This window comes from Mesorhizobium sp. A623, assembly GCF_054489405.1.
Genome location: NZ_JBTMXB010000002.1, coordinates 160,635 through 182,842, shown reverse-complemented (window position 1 = coordinate 182,842; position 22,208 = coordinate 160,635). Strand labels below are relative to the sequence as shown.

At 61.8% G+C, this 22,208-nt stretch carries 24 protein-coding genes; 16 read left to right on the top strand and 8 right to left on the bottom strand.

Features of this window, described 5'->3' with window-relative positions; genetic code table 11:
- Nucleotides 1-81: 81 nt before the first annotated feature.
- The 5 genes from ACX3P1_RS03125 to ACX3P1_RS03105 all read left to right on the top strand — a co-directional run bounded on the left by ACX3P1_RS03125 (nt 82) and on the right by ACX3P1_RS03105 (nt 6,525).
- The gene (locus tag ACX3P1_RS03125; protein WP_459078074.1) at nt 82-1,158 is read left to right on the top strand and encodes an AbrB family transcriptional regulator; all 1,077 of its coding nucleotides are present in this window, start codon (nt 82-84) and stop codon (nt 1,156-1,158) included.
- 355 nt (nt 1,159-1,513) lie between these two features.
- Nucleotides 1,514-3,190, top strand: a complete 1,677-nt coding sequence (gene leuA / locus ACX3P1_RS03120) for a 2-isopropylmalate synthase (protein ID WP_459078252.1) — start codon at nt 1,514-1,516, stop codon at nt 3,188-3,190.
- A gap of 127 nt (nt 3,191-3,317) precedes the next feature.
- The gene (locus ACX3P1_RS03115; RefSeq protein ID WP_459078073.1) at nt 3,318-5,066 is read left to right on the top strand and encodes a tetratricopeptide repeat protein; all 1,749 of its coding nucleotides are present in this window, start codon (nt 3,318-3,320) and stop codon (nt 5,064-5,066) included.
- Nucleotides 5,056-5,844, top strand: a complete 789-nt coding sequence (locus ACX3P1_RS03110; RefSeq protein WP_459078072.1) for an alpha/beta fold hydrolase — start codon at nt 5,056-5,058, stop codon at nt 5,842-5,844. The genes ACX3P1_RS03115 and ACX3P1_RS03110 overlap by 11 nt, the downstream gene beginning before the upstream one ends.
- A 66-nt stretch (nt 5,845-5,910) precedes the next feature.
- Complete coding sequence (locus ACX3P1_RS03105) at nt 5,911-6,525, top strand: hypothetical protein (protein WP_459078071.1); 615 nt, start codon at nt 5,911-5,913, stop codon at nt 6,523-6,525.
- Here the strand turns inward: ACX3P1_RS03105 and ACX3P1_RS03100 are convergent.
- Nucleotides 6,515-7,441 carry a metallophosphoesterase family protein gene (locus ACX3P1_RS03100; protein WP_459078250.1) on the bottom strand — a complete coding sequence of 309 codons (927 nt, stop codon included), beginning with the start codon at nt 7,439-7,441 and terminating at the stop codon, nt 6,515-6,517. The genes ACX3P1_RS03105 and ACX3P1_RS03100 overlap by 11 nt on opposite strands.
- Nucleotides 7,442-7,494: 53 nt before the next feature.
- Between ACX3P1_RS03100 and ACX3P1_RS03095 the strand changes: the two genes are divergently transcribed.
- Complete coding sequence (locus ACX3P1_RS03095; protein ID WP_459078070.1) at nt 7,495-7,992, top strand: NUDIX domain-containing protein; 498 nt, start codon at nt 7,495-7,497, stop codon at nt 7,990-7,992.
- 1 nt (nt 7,993) lies between these two features.
- Here ACX3P1_RS03095 and ACX3P1_RS03090 read toward each other — a convergent pair whose 3' ends face one another.
- Nucleotides 7,994-8,983 (bottom strand): glutathione S-transferase family protein, encoded by a 990-nt coding sequence (locus tag ACX3P1_RS03090; protein WP_459078069.1) that lies wholly within the window; start codon nt 8,981-8,983, stop codon nt 7,994-7,996.
- A gap of 274 nt (nt 8,984-9,257) precedes the next feature.
- Between ACX3P1_RS03090 and ACX3P1_RS03085 the strand changes: the two genes are divergently transcribed.
- The 4 genes from ACX3P1_RS03085 (at nt 9,258) to ACX3P1_RS03070 (ending at nt 12,303) form a co-directional block, all read left to right on the top strand.
- A complete protein-coding gene (locus tag ACX3P1_RS03085; protein WP_459078068.1) occupies nt 9,258-9,773 on the top strand; it encodes a GNAT family N-acetyltransferase in 516 nt (171 codons plus the stop codon).
- A gap of 55 nt (nt 9,774-9,828) precedes the next feature.
- A complete protein-coding gene (locus tag ACX3P1_RS03080) occupies nt 9,829-10,590 on the top strand; it encodes a 3-hydroxyacyl-CoA dehydrogenase (RefSeq protein WP_459078067.1) in 762 nt (253 codons plus the stop codon).
- A 211-nt stretch (nt 10,591-10,801) separates the two neighbouring features.
- The gene (locus tag ACX3P1_RS03075) at nt 10,802-11,338 is read left to right on the top strand and encodes a dihydrofolate reductase family protein (RefSeq protein ID WP_459078066.1); all 537 of its coding nucleotides are present in this window, start codon (nt 10,802-10,804) and stop codon (nt 11,336-11,338) included.
- A gap of 191 nt (nt 11,339-11,529) precedes the next feature.
- Complete coding sequence (locus ACX3P1_RS03070) at nt 11,530-12,303, top strand: HugZ family pyridoxamine 5'-phosphate oxidase (protein WP_459078065.1); 774 nt, start codon at nt 11,530-11,532, stop codon at nt 12,301-12,303.
- 54 nt (nt 12,304-12,357) lie between these two features.
- On the opposite strand, the gene ACX3P1_RS03065 is transcribed toward ACX3P1_RS03070, so the two are convergent.
- A complete protein-coding gene (locus ACX3P1_RS03065) occupies nt 12,358-12,567 on the bottom strand; it encodes a hypothetical protein (protein WP_459078064.1) in 210 nt (69 codons plus the stop codon).
- Here ACX3P1_RS03065 and ACX3P1_RS03060 point away from each other — a divergent pair.
- Both ACX3P1_RS03060 and ACX3P1_RS03055 read left to right on the top strand, forming a co-directional pair.
- Nucleotides 12,554-12,886 carry an ArsR/SmtB family transcription factor gene (locus tag ACX3P1_RS03060; protein ID WP_459078249.1) on the top strand — a complete coding sequence of 111 codons (333 nt, stop codon included), beginning with the start codon at nt 12,554-12,556 and terminating at the stop codon, nt 12,884-12,886. The genes ACX3P1_RS03065 and ACX3P1_RS03060 overlap by 14 nt on opposite strands.
- Nucleotides 12,887-12,996: 110 nt before the next feature.
- On the top strand, nt 12,997-13,794 hold the full coding sequence (locus tag ACX3P1_RS03055; protein WP_459078063.1) for a TrmH family RNA methyltransferase: 798 nt from the start codon (nt 12,997-12,999) through the stop codon (nt 13,792-13,794).
- Nucleotides 13,795-13,818: 24 nt separating this feature from the next.
- On the opposite strand, the gene ACX3P1_RS03050 is transcribed toward ACX3P1_RS03055, so the two are convergent.
- Both ACX3P1_RS03050 and ACX3P1_RS03045 read right to left on the bottom strand, forming a co-directional pair.
- Nucleotides 13,819-14,967: a hypothetical protein gene (locus ACX3P1_RS03050; protein WP_459078062.1), complete on the bottom strand. Its 1,149-nt coding sequence runs from the start codon at nt 14,965-14,967 to the stop codon at nt 13,819-13,821.
- A gap of 110 nt (nt 14,968-15,077) precedes the next feature.
- Nucleotides 15,078-15,614, bottom strand: a complete 537-nt coding sequence (locus tag ACX3P1_RS03045; protein WP_459078248.1) for a DUF1134 domain-containing protein — start codon at nt 15,612-15,614, stop codon at nt 15,078-15,080.
- A 370-nt stretch (nt 15,615-15,984) separates the two neighbouring features.
- On the opposite strand from ACX3P1_RS03045, the gene chpT reads away from it, so the two are divergent.
- On the top strand, nt 15,985-16,614 hold the full coding sequence (gene chpT, locus ACX3P1_RS03040) for a histidine phosphotransferase ChpT (RefSeq protein WP_459078061.1): 630 nt from the start codon (nt 15,985-15,987) through the stop codon (nt 16,612-16,614).
- Between the two features lie 161 nt (nt 16,615-16,775).
- Complete coding sequence (locus ACX3P1_RS03035) at nt 16,776-17,144, top strand: response regulator (protein WP_459078060.1); 369 nt, start codon at nt 16,776-16,778, stop codon at nt 17,142-17,144.
- 138 nt (nt 17,145-17,282) lie between these two features.
- Here the strand turns inward: ACX3P1_RS03035 and ctrA are convergent, their stop codons facing one another.
- Nucleotides 17,283-17,978, bottom strand: coding sequence for a response regulator transcription factor CtrA (gene ctrA / locus ACX3P1_RS03030; RefSeq protein WP_459078059.1), 696 nt, complete (start codon nt 17,976-17,978; stop codon nt 17,283-17,285).
- A gap of 447 nt (nt 17,979-18,425) precedes the next feature.
- Between ctrA and ACX3P1_RS03025 the strand changes: the two genes are divergently transcribed.
- Nucleotides 18,426-18,803, top strand: a complete 378-nt coding sequence (locus ACX3P1_RS03025) for a flagellar export protein FliJ (RefSeq protein WP_459078247.1) — start codon at nt 18,426-18,428, stop codon at nt 18,801-18,803.
- A gap of 489 nt (nt 18,804-19,292) precedes the next feature.
- Here the strand turns inward: ACX3P1_RS03025 and sciP are convergent, their stop codons facing one another.
- Nucleotides 19,293-19,568 carry a CtrA inhibitor SciP gene (gene sciP / locus ACX3P1_RS03020; protein ID WP_023679563.1) on the bottom strand — a complete coding sequence of 92 codons (276 nt, stop codon included), beginning with the start codon at nt 19,566-19,568 and terminating at the stop codon, nt 19,293-19,295.
- Between the two features lie 259 nt (nt 19,569-19,827).
- Here sciP and mnmA point away from each other — a divergent pair, with 259 nt between their 5' ends.
- A complete protein-coding gene (gene mnmA / locus ACX3P1_RS03015; protein WP_459078058.1) occupies nt 19,828-21,024 on the top strand; it encodes a tRNA 2-thiouridine(34) synthase MnmA in 1,197 nt (398 codons plus the stop codon).
- A 165-nt stretch (nt 21,025-21,189) separates the two neighbouring features.
- On the opposite strand, the gene ACX3P1_RS03010 is transcribed toward mnmA, so the two are convergent.
- Entirely contained in the window at nt 21,190-22,155 is a 966-nt protein-coding gene (locus tag ACX3P1_RS03010; protein WP_459078057.1) for a Gfo/Idh/MocA family protein, read from the bottom strand.
- Between the last annotated feature and the right edge of the window lie 53 nt (nt 22,156-22,208).

The following is a 22,208-nucleotide window of genomic DNA, read 5'->3' as shown; positions in this document are numbered from 1 at the left end:
GCAGTGCAAGGCCGGTCCAGAATCGGCTTCAAGTCTCCGCACCCGGCTTCGCATTCCCGCCAATCCTGTCTATGACGGCGCATGGACCCATCGCAGGCTGAACGTTTCGGGCGCATTGCATCGCCATGGCAATGGCTGCTCATCCTTGCCGTATCGCTCCTGTTCACCGGCGCTCTGGAGGCGGCGGCCCTTCCCGCCGCCCTGCTGATCGGCCCCATGCTGGCGGCAATCACCGCGGGCACCAACGGCGCTACCGTGCGCGTGCCCCGCCTGGCCTTCAACGCCGGCCAGGCAATCGTCGGGTGCCTGATCGCGAATTCGATCGCACCCGACATTTTCGTCAGCCTCTATGCCGACTGGCCGCTGTTTCTCGGCACCGTCCTGGCAACGATAGCGGCATCGAGTCTGCTGGGCTGGCTGATCAGCCGCTGGCGCATCCTGCCCGGCACGACCGCGGTATGGGGTTCATCGCCGGGAGCCGCCACAGCCATGGTGCTGATGGCTGGCGCGTTCGGCGCCGACCAGCGCCTCGTGGCGTTCATGCAGTATATGCGCGTCATCTTCGTTTCGGCGGCCGCCGCCCTCGTCGCCCGGCTGTGGGTCGATACGTCCGGTGTCGAACTGCCGGCCATCGTCTGGTTTCCGCCGCTCGAGCCGCTGCCTTTCGGGGCGACCGTCGCGGTGGCACTGGCGGGCAGCCTTGGCGGCCGGGTGCTTCGCCTGCCTTCACCCCATTTCCTCGGCACCATGATCCTCGGCACGGCGCTGCACCTGCTTGCCGGCGTCGATTTCCAGTTGCCGCCATGGCTGCTGGCGCTGAGCTATGCTTCCATCGGCTGGTCGATCGGCCTCAATTTCACCAAGGCCATCCTGCGCCACGCAGCACGCGCGCTTCCCCAGATCATCGGCTCCATCCTCATCCTGATCGCCTTTTGCGGCGGTCTTGCCTGGCTCCTCAGCGATCTGCTCGGCATCGATCCGCTGACCGCCTATCTGGCGACCAGCCCCGGCGGCATGGATTCCATCGCCATCATCGCCGCCGCCACGCAAAACGTCGATATTTCCTTCGTCATGGCGTTACAGACGATGCGTTTCCTGATCGTACTGCTGCTTGGCCCCAGCCTGGCAAGGCTGATCGCGCGGGCCGTGAAGGAGTAACCCCCTTGCCTCGCTTCGAGCCCTCCTGTATGGAAATGCCCATGAATACGCGCCCTGCATCGATTGCTTCCCGTCCGACCGGCTTTGCTGGCGAGACGCTGCGCGCGCTTTCCTCCACGCTCCGTCTTCTCGGCCTTATCGGCGATCGCCGGGTTCGCTGAAGGAGCGCCCGGCGGTCGGGAACCGCCGTCAGGCATTCATGCTCCTTGGCAAAGTCATAATCCGCGAATGAAATCTGAATAAAGGCGCAGCTTGGCACCGAAAACCGCGTGAAGCGCTTTCGCCGGGCCGCTTGGAGACGAAGACGATGAACATACAGGAACCAGCCCGCCCCGCTCGCGCAATGGAGCGCGGCATGGCCAATGCGGCCCGCAAATACGCCCCCTACCCGACCGTTGGCCTCGCCGACCGGACATGGCCGTCCAAGACCATCGACAAGGCGCCGATCTGGTGTTCGGTCGACCTGCGCGACGGCAATCAGGCGCTGATCGACCCGATGGGGCACGAGCGCAAGGTCCGCATGTTCAAGTTGCTGCTCGACATGGGTTTCAGGGAAATCGAGATCGGCTTTCCCTCGGCCTCGCAGACCGATTTCGATTTCGCCCGCTGGTGCATCGAACAAGGCGACGTGCCGGCCGATGTGTCCCTGCAGGTGCTGGTCCAGTGCCGCCCGGAGCTCATCACGCGCACCTTCGAGGCGCTGCAAGGCGCGACCAACCCGATCGTCCATTTCTACAATTCCACCAGCGAATTGCAGCGCCGCGTGGTGTTCGAGAAGGACGTGCGCGGCATCAAGCGCATCGCCACCGACGCCGCCAAGATGATCACCGACATGGCGGCGAAGGCAGGCGGCGGATACCGCTTCCAGTATTCGCCGGAAAGTTTTACCGGCACCGAATTGGAAGTGGCGCTGGAGATTTGCAACGCCGTCACCGAGATCATCCGGCCGACGCCCGAAAACAAGCTCATCGTCAACCTGCCTTCCACCGTGGAAATGTCGACGCCCAACGTCTATGCCGACCGCATCGAGTGGATGTGCCGCCAGTTGGACAACCGCGAAAACCTGATCATCTCGCTGCATCCGCACAACGACCGCGGCACCGGCATCGCCACGACCGAACTTGGCCTGATGGCCGGTGCCGACCGCGTCGAAGGCACGTTGTTCGGCAATGGCGAGCGCACCGGCAATGTCGATATCGTCACGCTGGCGCTCAACATGTACACGCAGGGCGTGGATCCGAAACTGGACTGTTCCGACATCAACCGCATGAAGGCGGTCTACGAATATTCCAACCAGTTGAAGATTCCCGAACGCCACCCCTATGTCGGCGAACTGGTCTACACCGCCTTTTCCGGCTCGCATCAGGACGCCATCAACAAGGGCATCAAGGCGCTGAGAAAGGCCAACACCCCGCTGTGGGAAGTGCCCTATCTGCCCATTGATCCGGCCGATGTCGGGCGCTCGTACGAAGCGATCATCCGCATCAACTCGCAGTCCGGCAAGGGCGGCATCGCCTATGTGCTTCAAGCGGACTACGGCCTCAACCTGCCGCGCAATCTGCAGATTGAGTTCAGCCACGACATTCAGGCGATCACCGACACCGAGGGCAAGGAAGTCTCCGTGAAACGCATCCATGAACAATTCATGGAAACCTATGTCGACCAGCCCGGCGCGCGGCTGAAATATGTCGAACACCGAACCTATCCGGATACGGCCGTGAAGGGCCGCCGCCTGATCGAGGCGACCATCCTCGACAATGGCCACGAAGTAGCCATTACCGGCACGGGCACCGGGCCGATCGACAGTTTCGTCGAGGCGTTGTCACGTCATATCGGCGTCGAAATGTCGGTTCTCGACTATTCCGAGCATTCCCTGCAGCGCGGTTCCAACGCCTCGGCGATCTCCTATGTCGAGGTCGAGCATCCAGGCGGAAAGCTGTTCGGCGCCGGGATCAATACCAACATCTCGTCGGCTTCGCTGGAAGCGGTCGTGTCCGCCGCCAACCGGATCATCGCAATAAGCGCCGGTTAACCAATCGGGGCCGGCCCTCTGGATAACTGTCCGGCGGGCCGGCACCCTCGAAAGCAAACGCTTGTGCGCGAGGTCAAGCGCTATAGTATCGATCCTAGATTCTGCCGCCCGTCGAAAGGGATGAGACTTGCAGCATTCCACGCCTGCCGCCCCCGCAGTGCGCGAGACGCTGGAGCGGGTTCTCGCCAGCGAGACGTTCGCACGTTCCGAACGCGCAAGGGAATTGCTGCGCTATCTGGTCGACCGCCAGCAGGCGGGCGGCTCCGCGAGATTGAAGGGGTTTGCGATTGCCGTCGACGTCTTCGGCAAGGACAATGATTTCGATTCCTCGACCGATGCCGTCGTGCGGGTCCAGGCGGGTCGACTTCGCGAGCTTCTGACCCAGTATTTCGCGACCGAAGGCGTGTCGGAACGCTTGCGCATCACCATTCCGCGCGGCAGCTACGTTCCCGCCTATGAAGCCAATGCGGTGCCTGTGCCGGCCTCCCTGGCCCTCGACGAAAATCTTGCGGGAGCCGTGATCGAAGAAACTACGGCGGTTGCGGCGTCGAAGCGTCGCCGGGGCCTGATCGGCATGCCGTCCATGGCGCGCCAGCTTCCCTTCTTCTGGGCCGCGATCACGCTCGTCATCGTCATGCTCGGCGTGCTGATCGTTCGCCAGGGCGGTTCTTTATCGCCGGACGGCGTCGAAATGGCGAGAGCCGACATCGCCGCAACGAGCAGTATCGCTGCGCCTCAATCGTCCACAGTGCTGCCCGTGGTTTATCTCAGCGTCAAGGCCAAGGGGGAAGCAGCGGACCGGATCGCATCGTCGCTACGTGCGGGGCTTTCGGGCTTCGACACGATCGACTTCATCGGGCGCAACATCTCCGGATCGCCTGACCCGGTCGCCGATGCGTCGAGCTTCGTTTTCCAAATCCTGCCCGGGCAGAGCGCGGACAGCGTCACTGTCGAACTTGAGAACGTGGCGACCGGCCGGGTCCTGCTGTCGCAAAGCCTTGATGCTGCGAACGCGCTGCCGCAGAAGATCGATGACGGCATCGCAAGCATCCTGACGGCCACGGTTCCAGCTTCCGGCACGATCTACAATTACATCGAGCAGAACGGCCTGCAGAAAGGCCTGACCCGGTGCCTGCTGTTGGACGAAAAATATTATCTCGACCAGAACGCCGCGACCCATGAGCCGGCCTACCGCTGCCTTGAAAACCTGGTCGCAAAGAGCGTGAAGTCGCCGCTCGTCTATTCCGAAATCGCTTCGCTGCACCTGGAGGCGGTTACCAAGCACTACGCCTATCCAGCGGGCGCAACCGCCGATCAGGCATTCGAGTTTGCCCGCCGCGCCATCCATATGGGTTCAACCAGCGCCGCCGTGCATCGTTCCTTCGGCTATCTCAAATCCCGACAGGGCGAGTCGGAATCGGCCATCCACTGGATGCACAAGGCCTACCAGCTCAACCCCTACGATCTCGGCATGGCCGCCGGCTATGGCTACAGCCTCATCTTCGCCGGCAAGTATGGCGAGGGAACGCCTATCCTCGCGCGCGCGGTCGAGGCGACGAGCGCCCATCCGACATGGTGGAATTTCGGCTTGTTCGTCGGAAAGTTCATGCAAGGCGACATGGCCGGCGCCAGGAAGGCCAGCGACGCGCTGATGACGACGGCACCCAAATCGCACTATCTCGCCGCGCGCATCATCAGCGCCAAGGCGTTTGGCGACGACGCAGAGCTAAGAGAACTCAAGGATACGCTGACCCAGCAATTTCCGCGTTTCGTCGCAAATCCGCGCAAGGTTTTCGCTGAAAGGAATTACCCTGCGGATCTGACCGACCGCCTGATCGACGCGTTGCATGAAGCCGGCATTTTCAATGCAAGCTGACACCGGCGATCCGACCACGGCGATCCATGCCGTCGAAGCAGGAAGCGGGTCCGAGGCAATCGTATTCATCCACGGGTTCGGCGCGGCTCATGGCGTTTGGGATACGATCCTGCCCTCGCTTGTGCGGCATGCACGCACCATCGCCTATGACCTGCCCGGCCATGGCCTTTCGCTGAAAACACCGGGTGCCGGCTCGGCCAAATTTGCCGCGCGCGCTATTTTGGCCGACCTTTCCGAGCGTGGGGCAGAAAAAATCCATGTCGTCGGCCATTCCATGGGCGGGGCTGTGGCGACGTTGATGGCGTTGGCCGAGCCGCAGCGCATCGCCTCGCTGACACTGCTTGCGCCGGGCGGTTTCGGACCGGAAATCAACGGTCCCCTGCTGCGCCGCTATGCCAAGGCCGTCGATGCACTTGAACTGCGCGCCTGCCTGGCGGCCATGTCGGGCGAGAACGCAACCGTAACCGATGATGCACTCAGCTCCTATCTCGCCATGCGCGGACGGCCCGGCCAGACGGAAAAGCTGGTCGAAATCGCCGCCGCCATCACCAGGGACGACCGCCAAGGCATGATCCCGCGCGAAATGCTGGCGACGCTGACGATGCCTGTCACGCTGCTGTGGGGCACGGATGACCCCGTCGTGCCGTTCACACAGTCCGCCGACCTGCCTGCCAATTTTACCGTCCGCGTCGCGCCGGGAGCCGGCCACATGCTGATTGGAGAGACACCAGAACTAGTGCGCGACGCAATCCTCGCCAATCTTGCTCTCCCCGGTTGATCTGGCGGCTGTATTTCACCATCTTCTGTGGTAACTCCTCGTTAACCAAACCCGAGGCTGAAGCTGATGAGTGATGCAAGCGATAGCCCCCTGAACCAGGCGCGAACGCTTTCCGTCGTGGTGCGGGACGTCAAGAACGCGCTCGCCGATCGCGACGACGTCGTCGTGGACATGCGCGATGCGCACCGCATGCGGCTGGAACTGCTGGCCGCCGAACTCGCGCCCGTTTTCGCGGACGTTCCCGCCGATATGGATAGTTTCGATTTCACCGTATCCTCGGGGCTTCAGCCGCGCCTGTGGATCGATGCGGTGAGCCATGTCGCGATGGGACGCGACCGTCGCACCTTTCGCTTTCTCAGGGATACGCGCGTCGGCCGCGTGGTGCTGGCCGAGTCGACCGATATGAGACCTGTCGCCGACCAGGTCACGCGCTATGTCGCCGAACGCATCGTCGAGCGGCAGCGGCTGATGGAAGGCGGTGCCGAGCCGGTCGCCGGGGTTTCCCGGAACGCCGTGGCGGAAGCCGAGCCGCCCTTGAACGGGCGCTCGCGCATGCGCGGCAAGGTGTGGTCCGCACTTGCCGCCGGGCTGGCATTGATACTTGCCGGGGCGCTGTTCGGGCTCGGAATATCGGCCGTGCTGTTCTGGGACCGCATCAGCGCGGCCCTGTTCAGTTCCTGATCGACGCAGCGGCGTTGCCGCTGAGTTCCACGGTTTCCAGATCGCTTGGCGGCAGGGCGATACCGGTCAACCCGCGCCGTGTCAGGCGCACGCGCCAGTCGCCCTTTTCGCCGTCTATGTCGATAAGATTGTATTGCGCCGCCGGATGCGAACCGCCCGGCGCCTGGCCCGCGGCAGCGACACCGATGACCGGGATTCTAGCTCCCTTGCCGTCGATCATGTTGAGCGATGGCAGGTGCGAATGGCCGTGCAGGACAAGTTCCGCCCCCTGTCGGCGCATCGCCTTTTGAAAGCGACCGATGCCGAACAGGCGCTTGTGCTGAGAAACAGCGTCGCGCACTGGTGGATGATGGATCATGATGACCCGGAAAAGCCCGCGCCGGCCGGTCTCTTCCAGGATCTTCTCCAGCCGCGCCGCCTGCCTCTCCCCGAAAAACCCGTTGGCCATGAAGGGGGCGGTGGCGCGCGCCGTCGAGACGCCGATCAGCGCTATGTTCTGACGCACGCGCAGATAGGGAAACGCATCTCGGTTGACCGGGGAACTGGCCCCGTCGCCGCTCATCCATGCGCCCCACGAGCGGCACGCCTTGTCGAAAGCGCCCGGCACATAGGCATCGTGGTTGCCGGGCACCACCGACACGTCCTGCGGCGAGCCCAGCGTTTCCAGCCATAGCCGCGCCATCTCGATCTCGCCGTCCAGCGCCAGATTGACCAGGTCGCCGGTAACGGCAAGATGGGCGGGTTCGCTTGCCTTGAGATCGGCGACGATGGTGTCGAGCACCGCATCGCGCATATGGCGGCGGCGGTTGCGCTGCCAGTTGACATAGCCCACCACCCGCTTGGAGGCGAGGTCGCGATAGGTTACAGCGGGCAGCGGCCCCAGATGGACATCGGAAATATGCGCAAGCCTGAACATTTTCTCTTCATAGGCGACGAAGGCCAGGCTTTCCACCGAAGGTTTTACCGCGGATGACCGAGGACAACGAAGAAGCGTTCCGCCAGACCGGCTGGCCGGGCTTTCGGGCCAAGCTGTTCCATCTCTATTTCCTGCTCAGGCGACCAATGACCTTGGGCGTGCGCGGCCTCGTCTACGACCGCGCGACGAACTCGGTCTTCCTTATCCGCCACACTTACGTGCCTGGCTGGCAGTTGCCGGGCGGCGGCGTCGAGGTCGACGAGACGCTGGAAAAAGCGCTGGAGCGCGAGCTTTCCGAGGAAGGCAACATCGCCTTCACCGCGCCGCCTCGGCTCAAATCCCTGCACTTCAACCGACGGTCAAGCCGGCGCGACCATGTCGGCTTCTACCTGATCGAGGATTTCGTCCAATCCAGGCCAAAAACGCCGGACCGCGAGATTGCCGAATCCGGCTTCTTCCCGCTCGACAAATTGCCGGAGGGCGTCACCCCAGCGACCCTGCGGCGCATCGCCGAAGTGTTCAGCGGCGCAACGCCCTCGCTCTACTGGTAACTCACGCCGCTTCCCGGAACCGGGCACGATCATGCGGCGCATCGAAATCGAGCGCCGGGCCGACCGGCACGATGCGCGTCGGGTTGATGGTGTCGTGGCTGCCGTAATAATGCGCCTTGATGTGCTGGATATTGACCGTGCCGGCCACCCGCGGTACCTGGTAAAGCTCGCGAACATAGTTCGACAGGTTCGGATAGTCGGCAATCCTACGCAGATTGCATTTGAAGTGGCCGACATAGACCGGATCGAAGCGCACCAGCGTCGTGAACAGCCGCCAATCGGCTTCGGTGATCTGCCCGCCGACCAGATAGCGCTGCTTCGACAGGCGCTCCTCGAGCTGGTCCAGCGTGGCGAAAAGCTCGTGAAACGCCTCTTCATAGGCCTGTTGCGTGGTGGCGAAGCCGGCGCGATAGACACCGTTGTTGATCGCCGGATAGACCAGCGCGTTGATCGTGTCGATCTCGCCGCGCAGCGCCTTGGGATAGAAATCGAGCCTCGCGTCGCCAAACTCGTCGAAGGCGGAATTGAGCATGCGGATGATTTCGGACGACTCGTTGCTGACGATCGTTTTTTCGCGCTTGTCCCACAGCACGGGCACCGTCACCCGGCCTGAATAGGCAGGGTCGGCCTTGGTGTAGAGCTGATGCAGGAAGTCGAGCCCATAGAGCGTATCGCCCGTAGCGCCGTCCTCTGCCAGGAACGTCCAGCCGTCCGCGCCCATGAACGGATGCACCACCGAAACGGAAATGACTTCTTCCAGTCCTTTCAGCGCCCGGAAAATCAGGGTGCGGTGCGCCCACGGACAGGCCAGCGAGACATAGAGGTGGTAGCGGCCGGACTCGGCCTTGAAACCGCGCTTGCGCCCTGGTGCCGGGGCGCCGTCAGCCGTGATCCAATCGCGCCATTGCGACTGCGACCGCTCGAACTTGCCGCCCGTCGATTTGGTGTCGTACCAGCGATCCTGCCACTTGCCTTCAACCAGCAATCCCATAATCTTGTCCTTCCGTGCTTTCACCACATGTAAGGCACCCGACGACGATCCGAAAAGCATTTGCCTTGAACAGAGTGTCAATCGGCCCCCCTTCCGGGGCTAAAGGCCGATTGCAGCGGCCGACATTTGATGCTAGCGGACAACCACCATGGTCCACGTCTTTGCATCCATCCGGTTCGACCGACGACGAAAGAACGCCCGCGCCTGAACAGGCGCTGACTGGCGAACGCTGCGCCTTGCAGCATCTTTCCTCGCATACCGGAACGCGACGACCATGAACTCTGCCGACGTGACCTACCTGCCGGAAACCCCGGCGCATGACCACCAGATCGACGTCATCAACGAAGAAGCTTTCGGGCCGGGCCGCTTTGCGCGCGCCGCTTACAAGATACGCGAAGGCGGCCCGCACGACCGGGCCTTGTCCTTTGTCGCCATGCAAGGCGAAACCGTCATCGCTTCGGTGCGGATGACGCCGATAGCAGCGGGCGAAGGCCGTTCCGTCATGCTGGGGCCGCTGGCGGTGCGCCCGGCCTTCAAGAACCTCGGCATCGGCCGGCGGCTGGTGGCCATGGCGCTGGAAGCGGCGACAACGGCGGGCGTGCCTTCTGTCCTGCTGGTCGGCGACGAACCCTATTACGGGCCGCTCGGCTTCACCAAAGTACCGCACGGCCAGATCTTGATGCCCCGCCCCGTCGACCTCAACCGGGTGCTGGCCCACGAAATCATGCCCGGAACCGTGCGCAAGCTTTCCGGCGAAGTCTGCCACGCCGACCAGGCTCAACGCCGATAGGTACGTTGCGCCGCCTGCACCGTCTCCGTACTGTGCGGAAAACCAGGAGAGAAAAATGAACCCGAACGGACAGGTCGCAATCGTAACTGGCGCAGGCTCCGGCCTTGGCGAGGCGACGGCGCGGGCGCTTGCCGCCAAGGGCGCCAAGGTCGCCATTCTCGATGTCGGCATGGAACGCGCCGCCAAGGTCGCTGCGGACATCGGCGGCATCGCGGTCCAATGTGACGTCAGCAGCGCCGACAGCGGTGTTGCCGCGATTGCAGAAGTGGGCCAGAAACTCGGAACCGCCCGCATCCTCGTCAACTGCGCCGGCATCGCCATCGGCGTGAAGACGGTCGGCAAGGACGGGCCGCATCCGCTCGACCAGTACCGCAAGGTCATCGAGGTCAATCTTATCGGCACCTTCAACATGATCCGTCTCTTCGCCGACGCCGCTGGAAAACTCGATGCTCTCGAGGGGGCCGAACGCGGCGTCATCGTCAATACCGCCTCGGTCGCCGCCTATGACGGCCAGATCGGCCAGGCCGCCTATTCCTCGTCCAAGGGCGGCATCGTCGGCATGACGCTGCCGGTGGCGCGCGACCTCGCCCGCTCCGGCATCCGTGTCTGCACCATCGCGCCCGGCATCTTCAAGACGCCGATGATGGCCGGCATGCCGCAGGACGTGCAGGATTCGCTGGGGGCCGCCGTGCCGTTCCCCTCGCGGCTTGGCGAGCCATCGGAATACGCCGCGCTTGCCCTGCATATCGTGGAAAACCAGATGCTCAACGGCGAAACTATTCGTTTAGACGGGGCGATCCGCATGGCCCCGAAATAACTGGTATTCGGTGGCCACCGCCACCAAGCCTGCGTCCAGTCAAGAGGTCTGCGATTGGGTGGTTAGGCGACATTCTGCTTTGTACGCGATGGGCCGGAAAGAGGACTTCTGCTAATGGGTCATGGCGGCAAGTGGGTCGCTCGATTGTAGCCCGCTTCACTTTTGCGTACCCTCGGCAGCCTGCGAGAAGATGGCGAGGAGAAGATCCCTTATGGCGAAGCTTGTTTTTGGATTGAACCAGTCGCTGGACGGCTATGTCGACCACGACCACACGGCATTTGTACCCGATCCCGTGCTTTTTCGTCATTTCATCGACGACGTGCGCGGCCTCGCCGGCAGTGTGTACGGTCGCCGTATGTATGAGGTGATGCGGTATTGGGACGAGGATCATTCTGAGTGGGGTGAGGCAGAATGTGACTATGCGGCGGCGTGGCGGAGCCAACCGAAGTGGGTCGTGTCACGCTCGTTGAAGTCCGTTGGCCCGAACGCCACCCTTGTCGATGATGAGGTCGAGGCGGCGATACGCGGTTTGAAAGCTCAACTCGATGGGGTGATTGAAGTTTCCGGACCAGAGTTGGCGGGAAGTCTGACCGACATGGGCCTTGTCGATGAGTATCGGTTGTACCTCCATCCCGTTGTCCTCGGCGGCGGCAAGCCGTTCTTCGCCGGCCCGCGGCCCCCGCTGCGCCTCGTGGCGAGCGATCGTATCGGCGAGGACGTGATCAGGTTGACATACGTTCCAGCATAGTCACGGCGATTAGCCTGACGGACCGCTGAAGAGGCGGCTTTTGGGATCGGCGACGGCAGCCATGAGTGTCCGCCGTGCGGTCGAATGCAGCCTTCGTGGCTGTTGGCGCCGAATGGCGGAAATAACCTTGTCAAACGCCGCCTGACCCGCAATAAGTGGAGAAAGAATATCAACTTATTGCGGTGAGCAAATTGGAAGACAAAAAGAAGGACGTGCTGCGCCAGACTAATGCCGAGGCGATCCGGCTGGCCAGGACGCTGGTGCGCGGCGCGCGCTATGGCTCGCTTGCCTTCATCGACCCCAAGACCGGCGCGCCGAACGTCAACCGCGTCGGCGTCGCGACAGACATCGACGGTGCGCCGCTGATCCTCGTCTCGATGCTCTCGGCCCACACACCCGCCATTCTGGCCGACCCGCGCTGCTCGCTGCTGGTCGGCGTGACCGGCAAAGGCGATCCCCTGGCGCATCCGCGCATCACGCTGGCCTGCCGCGCCACGCGGCTGGAACGGGGCGGGCCGGATCACATCCGCGCCGAGCGGCGCTACCTGAACCGCAATCCGAAGGCGAAGCTCTATGTCGGGCTTGGCGATTTTTCGATCTTCCGCCTCGAGCCGGAAAGCGCCAGCCTGAATGCCGGGTTCGGCAAGGCCTACCGGCTCGAACGCGCCGACCTTCTCGTCTCGGGCCCCATCAACGACGAGCTGGCGGCCAGCGAACAAGGCGCGCTCGACCACATGAACGCCGACCATCTTGATGCGATCGCCGTCTATGCGCGCCATTTCGCCAAGGCTTCAGGCAGCGGTTGGAGGGTTACCGGATTCGATGCTGATGGTATCGACATTGCTTCTGGAGACGATGTCCACAGGGTATTTTTTCCCCAGCCTCTCAAGGTCTCCACCGAGCTGCGCCCCAGTCTGGTGGAGATGGCGCGGGCCGGGCGTGCGGCAGAACCGCCACAGTCCTGATGGCAATGGCCGCTTCAACCAGCCGGTTGCGGTTGTGGTTTGGGTGAAATGTTTCTACCTTCCATTTGCGCCGTCGGGCTTGCGGCGCAAATGATTTGCCGCATCTCGATGCGGCTGCGCCGAGATTTTCTCGCGGCCATTTGCAGGCATCTTTTCGGTGTCGGTCTTGTGCCGCGAACGATTGATTGATGGAATTCCCGCGCTATCTGCCCCCATAGCGCTGGAAAGCAGGGAAAGTGTGGGGTTAATGATGGTTTCGTCCAAGCTGATCGACAATGCCGAGGCTGCGGCTTCCTTCCTGATGCTGATGGGCAACGAAAAACGGCTGATCATCGTCAACCATTTGCTGGACGGCGAAATGTCGGTCGGCGCGATTGCCGAAAAAGTATCGCTCAGCCAGTCGGCGCTTTCGCAACACCTGGCGAAACTCCGCGCCTTCGGCCTGGTTCAGACCCGTCGAGACCGGCAGATGATCTATTATTCCTGCCAATCCGAGATGGTGCGAGCGCTTTTGCAGATGCTAAGCGCCGTTTTCGATGACGAGGAGCAGGCAGCCCCGGCCCTGCGCCGCACGGGGACTTGACCACAAGCGACCACGCAGCTTTATCCCGGCGACACTTTTGGTGAGCATCGGAGTATTCCGAAAACCGGCAACCACTTTTCGGTCCGATGCTCCAGCCCACCGGGAAAGCCATGAATCTCACCCGCATTGACGATCCGCACGACCCCAGGATCGCGGCCTATCTGGATATTCGCGAGCGCGACCTGGCCGGCAGGCAGGGCCGCTTCATCGCTGAAGGCAAGGTGGTGCTCGACGTGCTTTTATCGGCGCGACGCTTCACCACCGAATCGATCCTCGTGCTGGAAAACAGGCTGGCCGGCCTGGCCGACATTCTGGCGAAAGCCCCGGAATCCCTGCCGGTCCATGTCGTGTCCGGCGAGGTCATGGACAAGATTGCTGGCTTCCACATGCATCGCGGCATATTGGCCATCGGCATCAAGCGCGCGCGCCAGGACGCGGAAGCCCTGCTGGCGGATCTTCCACCGCTGATCGTCGCACTGGTCGGCATTTCCAACCACGACAATATGGGCTCGATCTTTCGCAATGCCGCAGCTTTTGGCGCTCATGCGGTGTTTCTGGACACGTCGTGCTGCGACCCGCTCTACCGCAAGGCAATCCGCGTTTCGGTGGGCGCGGCGCTGAAAGTGCCCTTCGCCACCTTCGACGATACGAGCGGTTTTATCGGGACGCTCGACCGGCTCGGCTATGACCAATTTGCCCTGTCGCCGCGCGGCGCTATCGACATTCGCGACGCGCGGCCAGGAAAACGGCTGGCGCTGTTTCTGGGAACGGAAGGGGAAGGCCTGCCCGGCCCCCTGCTGGAGCGGCTGGAGACGGTACGTATTGCGATGGCGAAAGACTTCGACAGCCTGAACGTCGCCGCCGCCTCCGCCATTGCGCTGCACCATTTCTCCCGCATCAAGAACTGATACTGGAACGATCCCGCCTGGCTTTCAGCCTTCAGCCGCCGCTTTCTGCAAGGCCCGGACCCGGTCGGCAAGGCTCATCATGCGCTCGCCCTGTTGCCCGGAGGCCTGATCGACCTGAGGGGCCGCAAGCGCCTTGGAAATCGGCGAATCCGGACCGTCGAGCAGCGCCGTCAGTTGGACCACTTCCGCCGCGAGATCATGCATCTGCTCGCGCAGCATCGAAGCGTCGCCCGCCTCGTCTCCCGGCGAATGCGCTTGCTGCGCCGCCGCAACATCGGTCCTCAGTTGCTTGTTCTCGCGGGCAAGCGCCACCAGCCGCGCTTCCAGCCGCTCGCGAGCAACGTCCAGCTTGCCGATGGCTTTTTCGATGTCGGCCTCCCGACGGGGGTTCGCGGCAGCGGGAGCCACGCCCTTCGACTGCTCCCGCAGCCGTTCGATTTCCTTTTCGCGGCGGTCGAGCTTTTCGTCCCGGTCCGCCAAAGTCGCCATCAGGCGCGCGACTTTCTTGTCGAGGTCGCTCGCCTTTTTCCGCTCGGCGTCTATGGCTTCACGGGACAACCGGTGTTCCACTTCGATCTCCTTTTGACGCCGCAGCGCGTCCTTGTGCTGGGTGCGCAGCGAAGACATTTCGTCGGTCAGCCCCTGGAGCCTGGATTCCCTGGCCACCAGTTCGATCTGCCGGTTGCTGGCGGCAAAGCTCGCCTCGTCATACATCTGGCCCAGCCGTTCCAGTTCCTGCGCCGCCTCCTCGGCAAGCCGTTCGCTGTCCGCCAGCCTGGCGGACAGGGTGCCGACCTGCTCTTCGCTTTTGCGCGCCATGACCGTAAGCGCCTCGTTGGCCTGTTCCTGTGCCGCGATCTTCAGTTCATGCGCGGCGCGTTCGGTTTCGAGCGCCGCCAGTTGCTCGCGGCTACGGCCGATTTCCACCATTTGCCCGGCCGCCTTCTCGCGCAACGTCCCGACGGTCATTTCCAGCTTGCGCGTCGCCATGGCGAACTCCGCGCGCATGCTGTCCTTGTCCGCCTGGATTTCGGAAAGGGTCAGCGGCATTGATCCCTGAATGCGGGCGCGCGTCAGCGAGACGGCCCGGCGCCAGATGGCCGGAGCGACCAGCAGCGCAAGAAATCCGGCACCGAGGAAGCCGAGCGCGAAGAAAAGGATAGGCTGGACCAAGACGCTCTACTCGCTATGGATCGCGGAAGCCTTCGCAGGCACGCTACTGTGCCACGTTGCGCCGAGGCAAATCCAGTGCTCCCCGCAGGGAGCCCGTTAAAATCCAAGCCTTAAAATGGATTCCACGTCGGCCGGTCGGTCAGCTTCAGATAACCGAGATTGACGCCGAGCCGTGCCCCGACGCCGGTACGGATCGGCACCAGCAGCATGTTGTTGTTCTTGAGCACGTTGAAGCCGACGCCGGCGATCACATAGGCCGAGCCGGCAACGCCGCCGAAGCGGTTGTAGATGGCGCTCACGTCGTCCAGATTATAGACGAGCATCATCACGCGCGACCCTTCACCGCCGAAATCCCAGCCCAGCGAAGGACCTTGCCAGAATGTTTTGTGGTCGCCGGCGTTCTTGGTGTAGAGCGTTCCCTCGCCATAGGTGAGCCCGCCGATAAAGGCGCCGGACCCTTCCTCGCCGAGCAGATAGCCGTTCGGCAGGCCGTAAGACGCAAAAATCTTCTCGACCACGCTGGCAAGGCCGCCGGACGTCGCGCCAAAGAATTTATGGCCGGAATCGACGATTTCCTGTGCGGTATATTCCTGTGCCTGCGAGGCGGAGACCGACAGGCCGTAAAAACCCGCAAGGGCAATCATCATCGTAAGGACACGGAAAACATTCCGGTCGTAAAGTCGGGAAAACATTGCTTCCAATCTCCGTCAGGGAGCGCTTTCGCCGACGCCTCACCCGTGCAGGCTCCTTGCTGGCCGCTTCGGGTATGTCAGGATAAACTGTTATGGTGCCAATCTAGGCCGTAATCGTTTTTCAACCATTAAAGTCTCACATGAAGATGGCGGCACAAAGGCCGTCGGGCGACCTATTGCGGGCGTATTGCCGAAAGATCGATTTATGATTTGTTGATGCTCCGATGCTGGCTGTATACCCGCCCAAGTCGGAGTTGGGGCGATTCGTCGATGTAGCGTTTCGTGAATTTCATTTTGCTGTTTTTGCCTTTACCGGGGATTCTCCATGGCTGAGCTTTTCACCCTGTCCGCACCCGATCTCGCAGCGCTGCTGTGTAGCCGGGTCTGCCACGACATCATCTCGCCGGTAGGCGCGATCAATAATGGACTGGAACTGCTGGACGAGGGCGGCGCCGACGAAGACGCCATGAACCTCATCCGCCAGAGCGCCCGCAACGCGTCTGCCCGCTTGCAGTTTGCGCGCATCGCGTTCGGAGCCGCCGGTTCGGCAGGCATGCTGATCGACACCGGCGACGCCGAAAACGTCGCCCATGCGTTCCTCAAGAACGAAAAGCCCGAACTGACCTGGACCGGAACGCGCGCCTTGCTGCCCAAGAACAAGGTCAAGCTGCTGCTCAACCTCCTTCTGGTGGCCAATGCAGCCATTCCGCGCGGCGGCAAGATTTCAGTGACGCTGGAAGACGTCGAGACGCAGCCGCGCTTCACGCTTACTTCCGCCGGCCCGATGCTGCGCGTCCCGCCGAAATTCCTGGAACTTCATTCCGGCAACCAGCCGGACGAGCCGATCGACGCCCATTCGGTGCAGCCTTACTATACGCTGCTTCTGGCGCGCGAGGCCGCAATGACCATCTCGATCCACGCCACGATGGACGAAATCGTCCTGACGGCAAGCTGAACGGTGCCCAAAGCCCCGGAAATAAAGCCTTCCTGAGCACGAAACAGGCATAGTCGAGACAAATTTATCCATCGGCTTTTCCGCTTCTTTACCAGCCTGCCCTACACTCGCTTGTCAGGGGACCGGCCACGCCGGGCAGATCAGGCAATAAGGGGATGGCAATGAAGCGATGCATGTTCGTCGACGATTCGAGCGTTGTCAGGAAAGTCGCCAAGCGTATCCTTGGCGGACCGGATATGCTGGTGATCGAAGCCTCCAGCGGTCCCGAGGCACTGGAAATGTGCGCCACCGACATGCCCGACATACTCGTCGTGGACGGCGCGATGGAGGGCATGCCGACGACCGATTTCATTCGCAAGGTTCGAACCCTGAACACGCCGGTCGTGCCGACAATCCTGGTTTCCCTGGTCGAAGTCGACATCGGGGCGATCATGCGCGCCAAGCGCGCCGGCGCCCAAGGTTATTTGTTGAAACCCTTCAACCGTCACCAGTTGACCGAACGTTTCCGCACGCTGGACAGCGCCGCCTGATCGGCGCGCATGATGCCCCATGGAACGGATCGCCTTCGGGCGATTCTCCGCGTGGATTGATGACGCTCAGGCCTTTTTGGCTTCCACAATGCAAAAAGCCCGGCAGAAGCCGGGCTTTTATTGCGTCGTAGCCTGCCGTCAGGCGATTTCGCGAACCTCTTCCGGCTCGCGCAGCACATAGCCGCGCCCCCAGACGGTTTCGATATAATTCTGGCCGCCGGATGCCGCATCGAGCTTCTTGCGCAGTTTGCAGATGAAGACGTCGATGATCTTCAATTCCGGCTCGTCCATGCCGCCATAAAGGTGATTGAGGAACATTTCCTTGGTCAGCGTGGTGCCCTTTCGCAGCGAAAGCAGCTCCAGCATCTGGTATTCCTTGCCGGTCAGGTGCACGCGCTGGGTGCTGACTTCGACCGTCTTGGCATCCAGGTTGACCACCAGTTCGCCGGTCGTGATGACCGACTGGGCATGGCCCTTCGAGCGGCGCACGATAGCGTGGATGCGGGCGACCAGTTCGTCCTTGTGGAAAGGCTTGGTCATGTAGTCATCGGCGCCGAAGCCCAGGCCGCGGACCTTGTCCTCGATGCCGGCCATGCCGGAAAGGATGAGGATCGGCGTCTTGACCTTGGAGAGGCGAAGCGTCCTCAGCACCTCGTAACCCGACATATCGGGGAGGTTCAGATCGAGAAGGATAATGTCGTAGTCGTAAAGCTTTCCGAGATCGACGCCTTCTTCGCCCAAATCGGTCGTATATACGTTGAAGCTTTCCGACTTCAGCATCAATTCGATGCTTTGTGCGGTTGCACTGTCGTCTTCAATCAGCAGAACGCGCATCTCATTCCCCTTTTCCGCTACCGATCCGTTTCCGAGCCGTCCTGAATCGGAGCAGCAATTTCCTAAGTCGAAGCTGCCACCTAATGGTTAACAAATCCTAATTACGTACCCGTTACGATACCAGATTTTTTAACCAATTTCTACACTCACTTGAATCGGCTACGGAATCCCGATGCCGATTCGTTAATCCGAAACATTAGAAGTCCGGACTAAGCGATTCTTCTGACTCATAAGGTGGCATCGTTTTCCGTGTCGAAATTTTTACCTGCCCTTAAGTCCTGGGTCCTATGATTAACAATGCCCGTAAACGAATGGTTACCGGCATGAAAAAATTTTAGGATTTTGTTTCCTATAGCGAGGGGAAAGCTAGGGGAAACAGGCGGGACAGGCCCTGCCGGGGTCGTTTGAACGCTATGTGCAAGTGTGCGTATGCTGGAGTTTCGAATCATGAAATCACGTGAGAACCTGGTTCGACTGAAGCAGTTTCAAGTCACCGAGAAGCGGCGACAACTGCTGCAGCTCGATATGATGATCGCCGAATTCGAGCGAATGGCCGGCGAACTGGAATTGCAGATCGCCGCAGAAGAGAAAAAGGCCGGCATTACCGATACATCTCATTTTGCCTATCCGACCTTCGCAACGGCGGCGCGCCTGCGGCGCGACAATCTCAGGAATTCCCAGTCCGACCTCGCCCAGCAGCGAAGCGCTGCCGAATCATTACTCGCTGAAGCTGAAGCGGAGCTTTCCAAGGCGGAATTGCTCGAATCGCGAGACACAAGGCTTCGGGACGTCGAGATCGACAATCGCAGCGCGATGATCGGCTAAACGCCGAAGCCTGCCCCTGACCTGACGGCCCCATTAACGCGGGCAAAGCGCGCCCGCGCAACTATGACGCATCGCCGCCGATGAAATCCGCACCGTATGGCAGGCGGTGCCGTCACTTGGTTGTTTGTTCCAGGATGCAACGGGAGCGGCGTCTTCGCCCCCGAAACGCGCCTGTGCGGCACCGGGCAGCCAGTGTCGGACCGAAAAACGGAAGCCGGTTTTCGGAAAATTCGACGCTCAAACAAAGAGGTAGAGCGAAAGCCCGGGTTTACCCGGGCGTTGGCCGCTCCAACTGCGAGTTGGAGCATCCTTCGCGCGTCGCGGCGGACCGCAAGGCGTCGGCGAACTCAACCGTCTTTCAGAACAGCAAAAAACCGTCGGCCAACGCCGAACGGGCTTTCACCCCCGAAAGGGAGCCACGTTCCGATTGTTCCGGAGAACGATCAATACCGCAGTGTGCCGTTTGTGCGTCCGAAGGGACGCCGACACTCAGTGGCGGTATTGCTGGATGCGGGTCGTGCGCAATCCCGCTAGGCCGTACTCGTCGATCGATGCCTGCCAGGAGAGGAACTCTTCCGTGGTCAGCTTATAGCGCTGACACGCCTCTTCAAGGCTCAGAAGCCCGCCCCTCACGGCAGCAACAACTTCCGCCTTGCGCCGGATAACCCAGCGCCTTGTATTGGTCGGCGGCAGATCGGCAATGGTAAGAGGGCTGCCGTCAGGCCCGATAACATATTTGACTCGCGGTCTAATTAGATCGGTCATCGTACTCTCTACTAAAAACTCAAAGACCCAATCCCCACCACATTACCGTCACAGCTTTAAAAATTGCCTAAGCCCGCCCTAATGGATAGGTAAGGATCATGAATGCCGCGTTAGGGATTTCAGTGGCATTTGAAACAACGCGCACAAAACCGTAGGTGCGACCCCTGCCCCGGCACCCCGGTGCTGGCGAAGTCGCCAAGCTTGCCCTATATTCGGCGCATCGTTCGGGCCTTGAACCCGAACCGTTGAGAATACGGACTTGACCATGAACAGCCTCGACCTTCCCGCACGCCCTGAAGAAACGCGAATCGTGGTGGCGATGTCGGGTGGCGTCGATTCCTCCGTCGTCGCAGGCCTGCTCAAACGGGAAGGCTACGATGTCATCGGGGTCACGCTTCAGCTTTACGACCATGGCGCGGCGACCCATCGCGCCGGTTCCTGCTGTGCCGGCCAGGATATCGACGACGCCCGCCGCGTTGCCGAGACACTCGGCATTCCGCATTATGTGCTGAATTACGAGGAACGCTTCCGCAAGGCCGTGATCGATCCTTTCGCCGCCAGCTATATGGCCGGCGAAACGCCGATCCCCTGCGTATCCTGCAACCAGACCGTAAAGTTCGCCGACCTTCTGGCGACCGCGCAGGAGCTTGAGGCCGACGCCCTGGCGACCGGCCACTATATCCGCTCGCGCGCCAATGGCGCACATCGGGCACTGTACCGCCCTGTCGATCTGGATCGCGACCAGAGCTATTTCCTCTTTGCCACGACGCAGGCGCAGCTCGACTATTTGCGTTTTCCGCTTGGCCACCTGCCGAAGCCGCAGGTGCGCGCCATCGCCGAGGAGATGGGCCTGTCCGTCGCCGCCAAACATGACAGCCAGGACATCTGCTTCGTGCCGCAGGGAAAATATTCCGACGTCATCGCCAAGCTTAGGCCAAATGCCGCCAATCCCGGCGACATCGTCCATATCGACGGGCGCGTGCTCGGGCGTCATGACGGCATATTGCGGTATACGATCGGCCAGCGGCGCGGCATCGGCGTCGCTTCCGGCGAGCCGCTTTATGTCGTGCATCTGGATGCCGAGAATGCGCGCGTCGTCGTTGGCCCGCGTGAAGCGCTGGAAACGCACAAGATCTACCTGCGCGACATGAACTGGCTGGGCGACGGCGCATTGACCGATATTCCCGCCGATGGCGCCGAGGTTTTCGCCAAGGTGCGCTCCACCCGCCCGCCGCGGCCCGCCACGCTGCATCGCGGCGACGGCGCCGTCTGGGTCGAGCTTGCCGATGGAGAGTCCGGCATCGCGCCGGGCCAGGCATGCGTTCTCTATTCCGACGACGGCAACGACGCCCGCGTCCTCGGCGGCGGCTTTATCGGCCGGTCGCAGCGCAGCGCCGATGCCGAAGCGATGTTGAAGAAACTGGCGGCAAACCCCGCCCATATCGCCGCCGAGTAGATAGAGCGAAGTATCCGGTTCTTAGAGTTCGTTTGATAACTCGCCCGGCCGAGGCATGTGGCGTGACTTTCGAGAACCGGAGCGGAGCGTACACCAGTACGTGAGCACCGGAAGCGCAGAAAGTTGCGCCAGATGACCGGCTGGGTAGAGTTTGCGAACGGACGCTTAACGGCGGCGCTTGTCGTGCTTGACAGTCCCGGCCGTCAATATTTTCAGCACCGTGATGGCCTCGGCTCCATCCGTGCGCGGCTCGGCCCGCGTCTCGATGCACTGGATGAAATGTTCCAGCTCGCGCGTCAGCGGCATGCCCTGCTCGACCGCCACATAAGACGGCTCGTTGGCCGTGAACGCCCACTGGCCGCTGTCTTGCCAGACGGCGTGGCGGTAGACGGCAAGCTTGCGCTCCCACGGCTCGACGTCGTCGAACACCGCCATGGCCTTGGTGCCGACCACCGTCAGCCGCCGCTCCCGGTAAGGGTTCAGGCGGGATGCGAAAAGATGTCCGCTGACCCCATTCGGGAAATGCATGTCGAGGTGAGCGAAGTCGCTGAGATTGTCGAGGATCGCCGCGCCCTCGCCATGGACTTCCAGCGGTTCGGTGCCGGTGATCGCCAGGATCATCGACAGATCGTGCGGCGCCAGATCCCACAGCGCGTCATTTTCGGTATGGAACTTGCCCAGACCCAGCCGGTGCGAGTGGATGTAGCGCACCTCGCCCAGTTCGCCCTTGTCGATCAGTGCCTTCAACGTTTCGAAAGCCGGATGGAATCGCAGGACATGGCCGACCATATAGACGCGGCCATTGTCGCGGGCTGCCTTCACCGCCCGCTCGGCGTCGGGCACCGTCAGCGCGACAGGCTTTTCCACCAGCACGTCCTTGCCGCCCTCGACGGCCCGAATGGCCATGTCCGCATGAAATTGCGGTGGCAGCGCCAGGACGATGGCGTCGACGTTCTTGTCCGTAAACAGGGCGTCCGGCGCAATCGCCAGACAGTCCTGCTCGCTGGCAAAGCCCTCGGCGCGGGCCGGATTGACATCCGAAACCGCGTAGAGCGCACCAAGGGCCTTGAGGGTGCGGATATGGTTGCTGCCCCAGTATCCGCATCCAAGGACTGCAATGCGCGGTTTCATCAAATGTAAGCTCGAGAATTTCGTAGCAGACACATAGCGGTGCGGGAACCGTA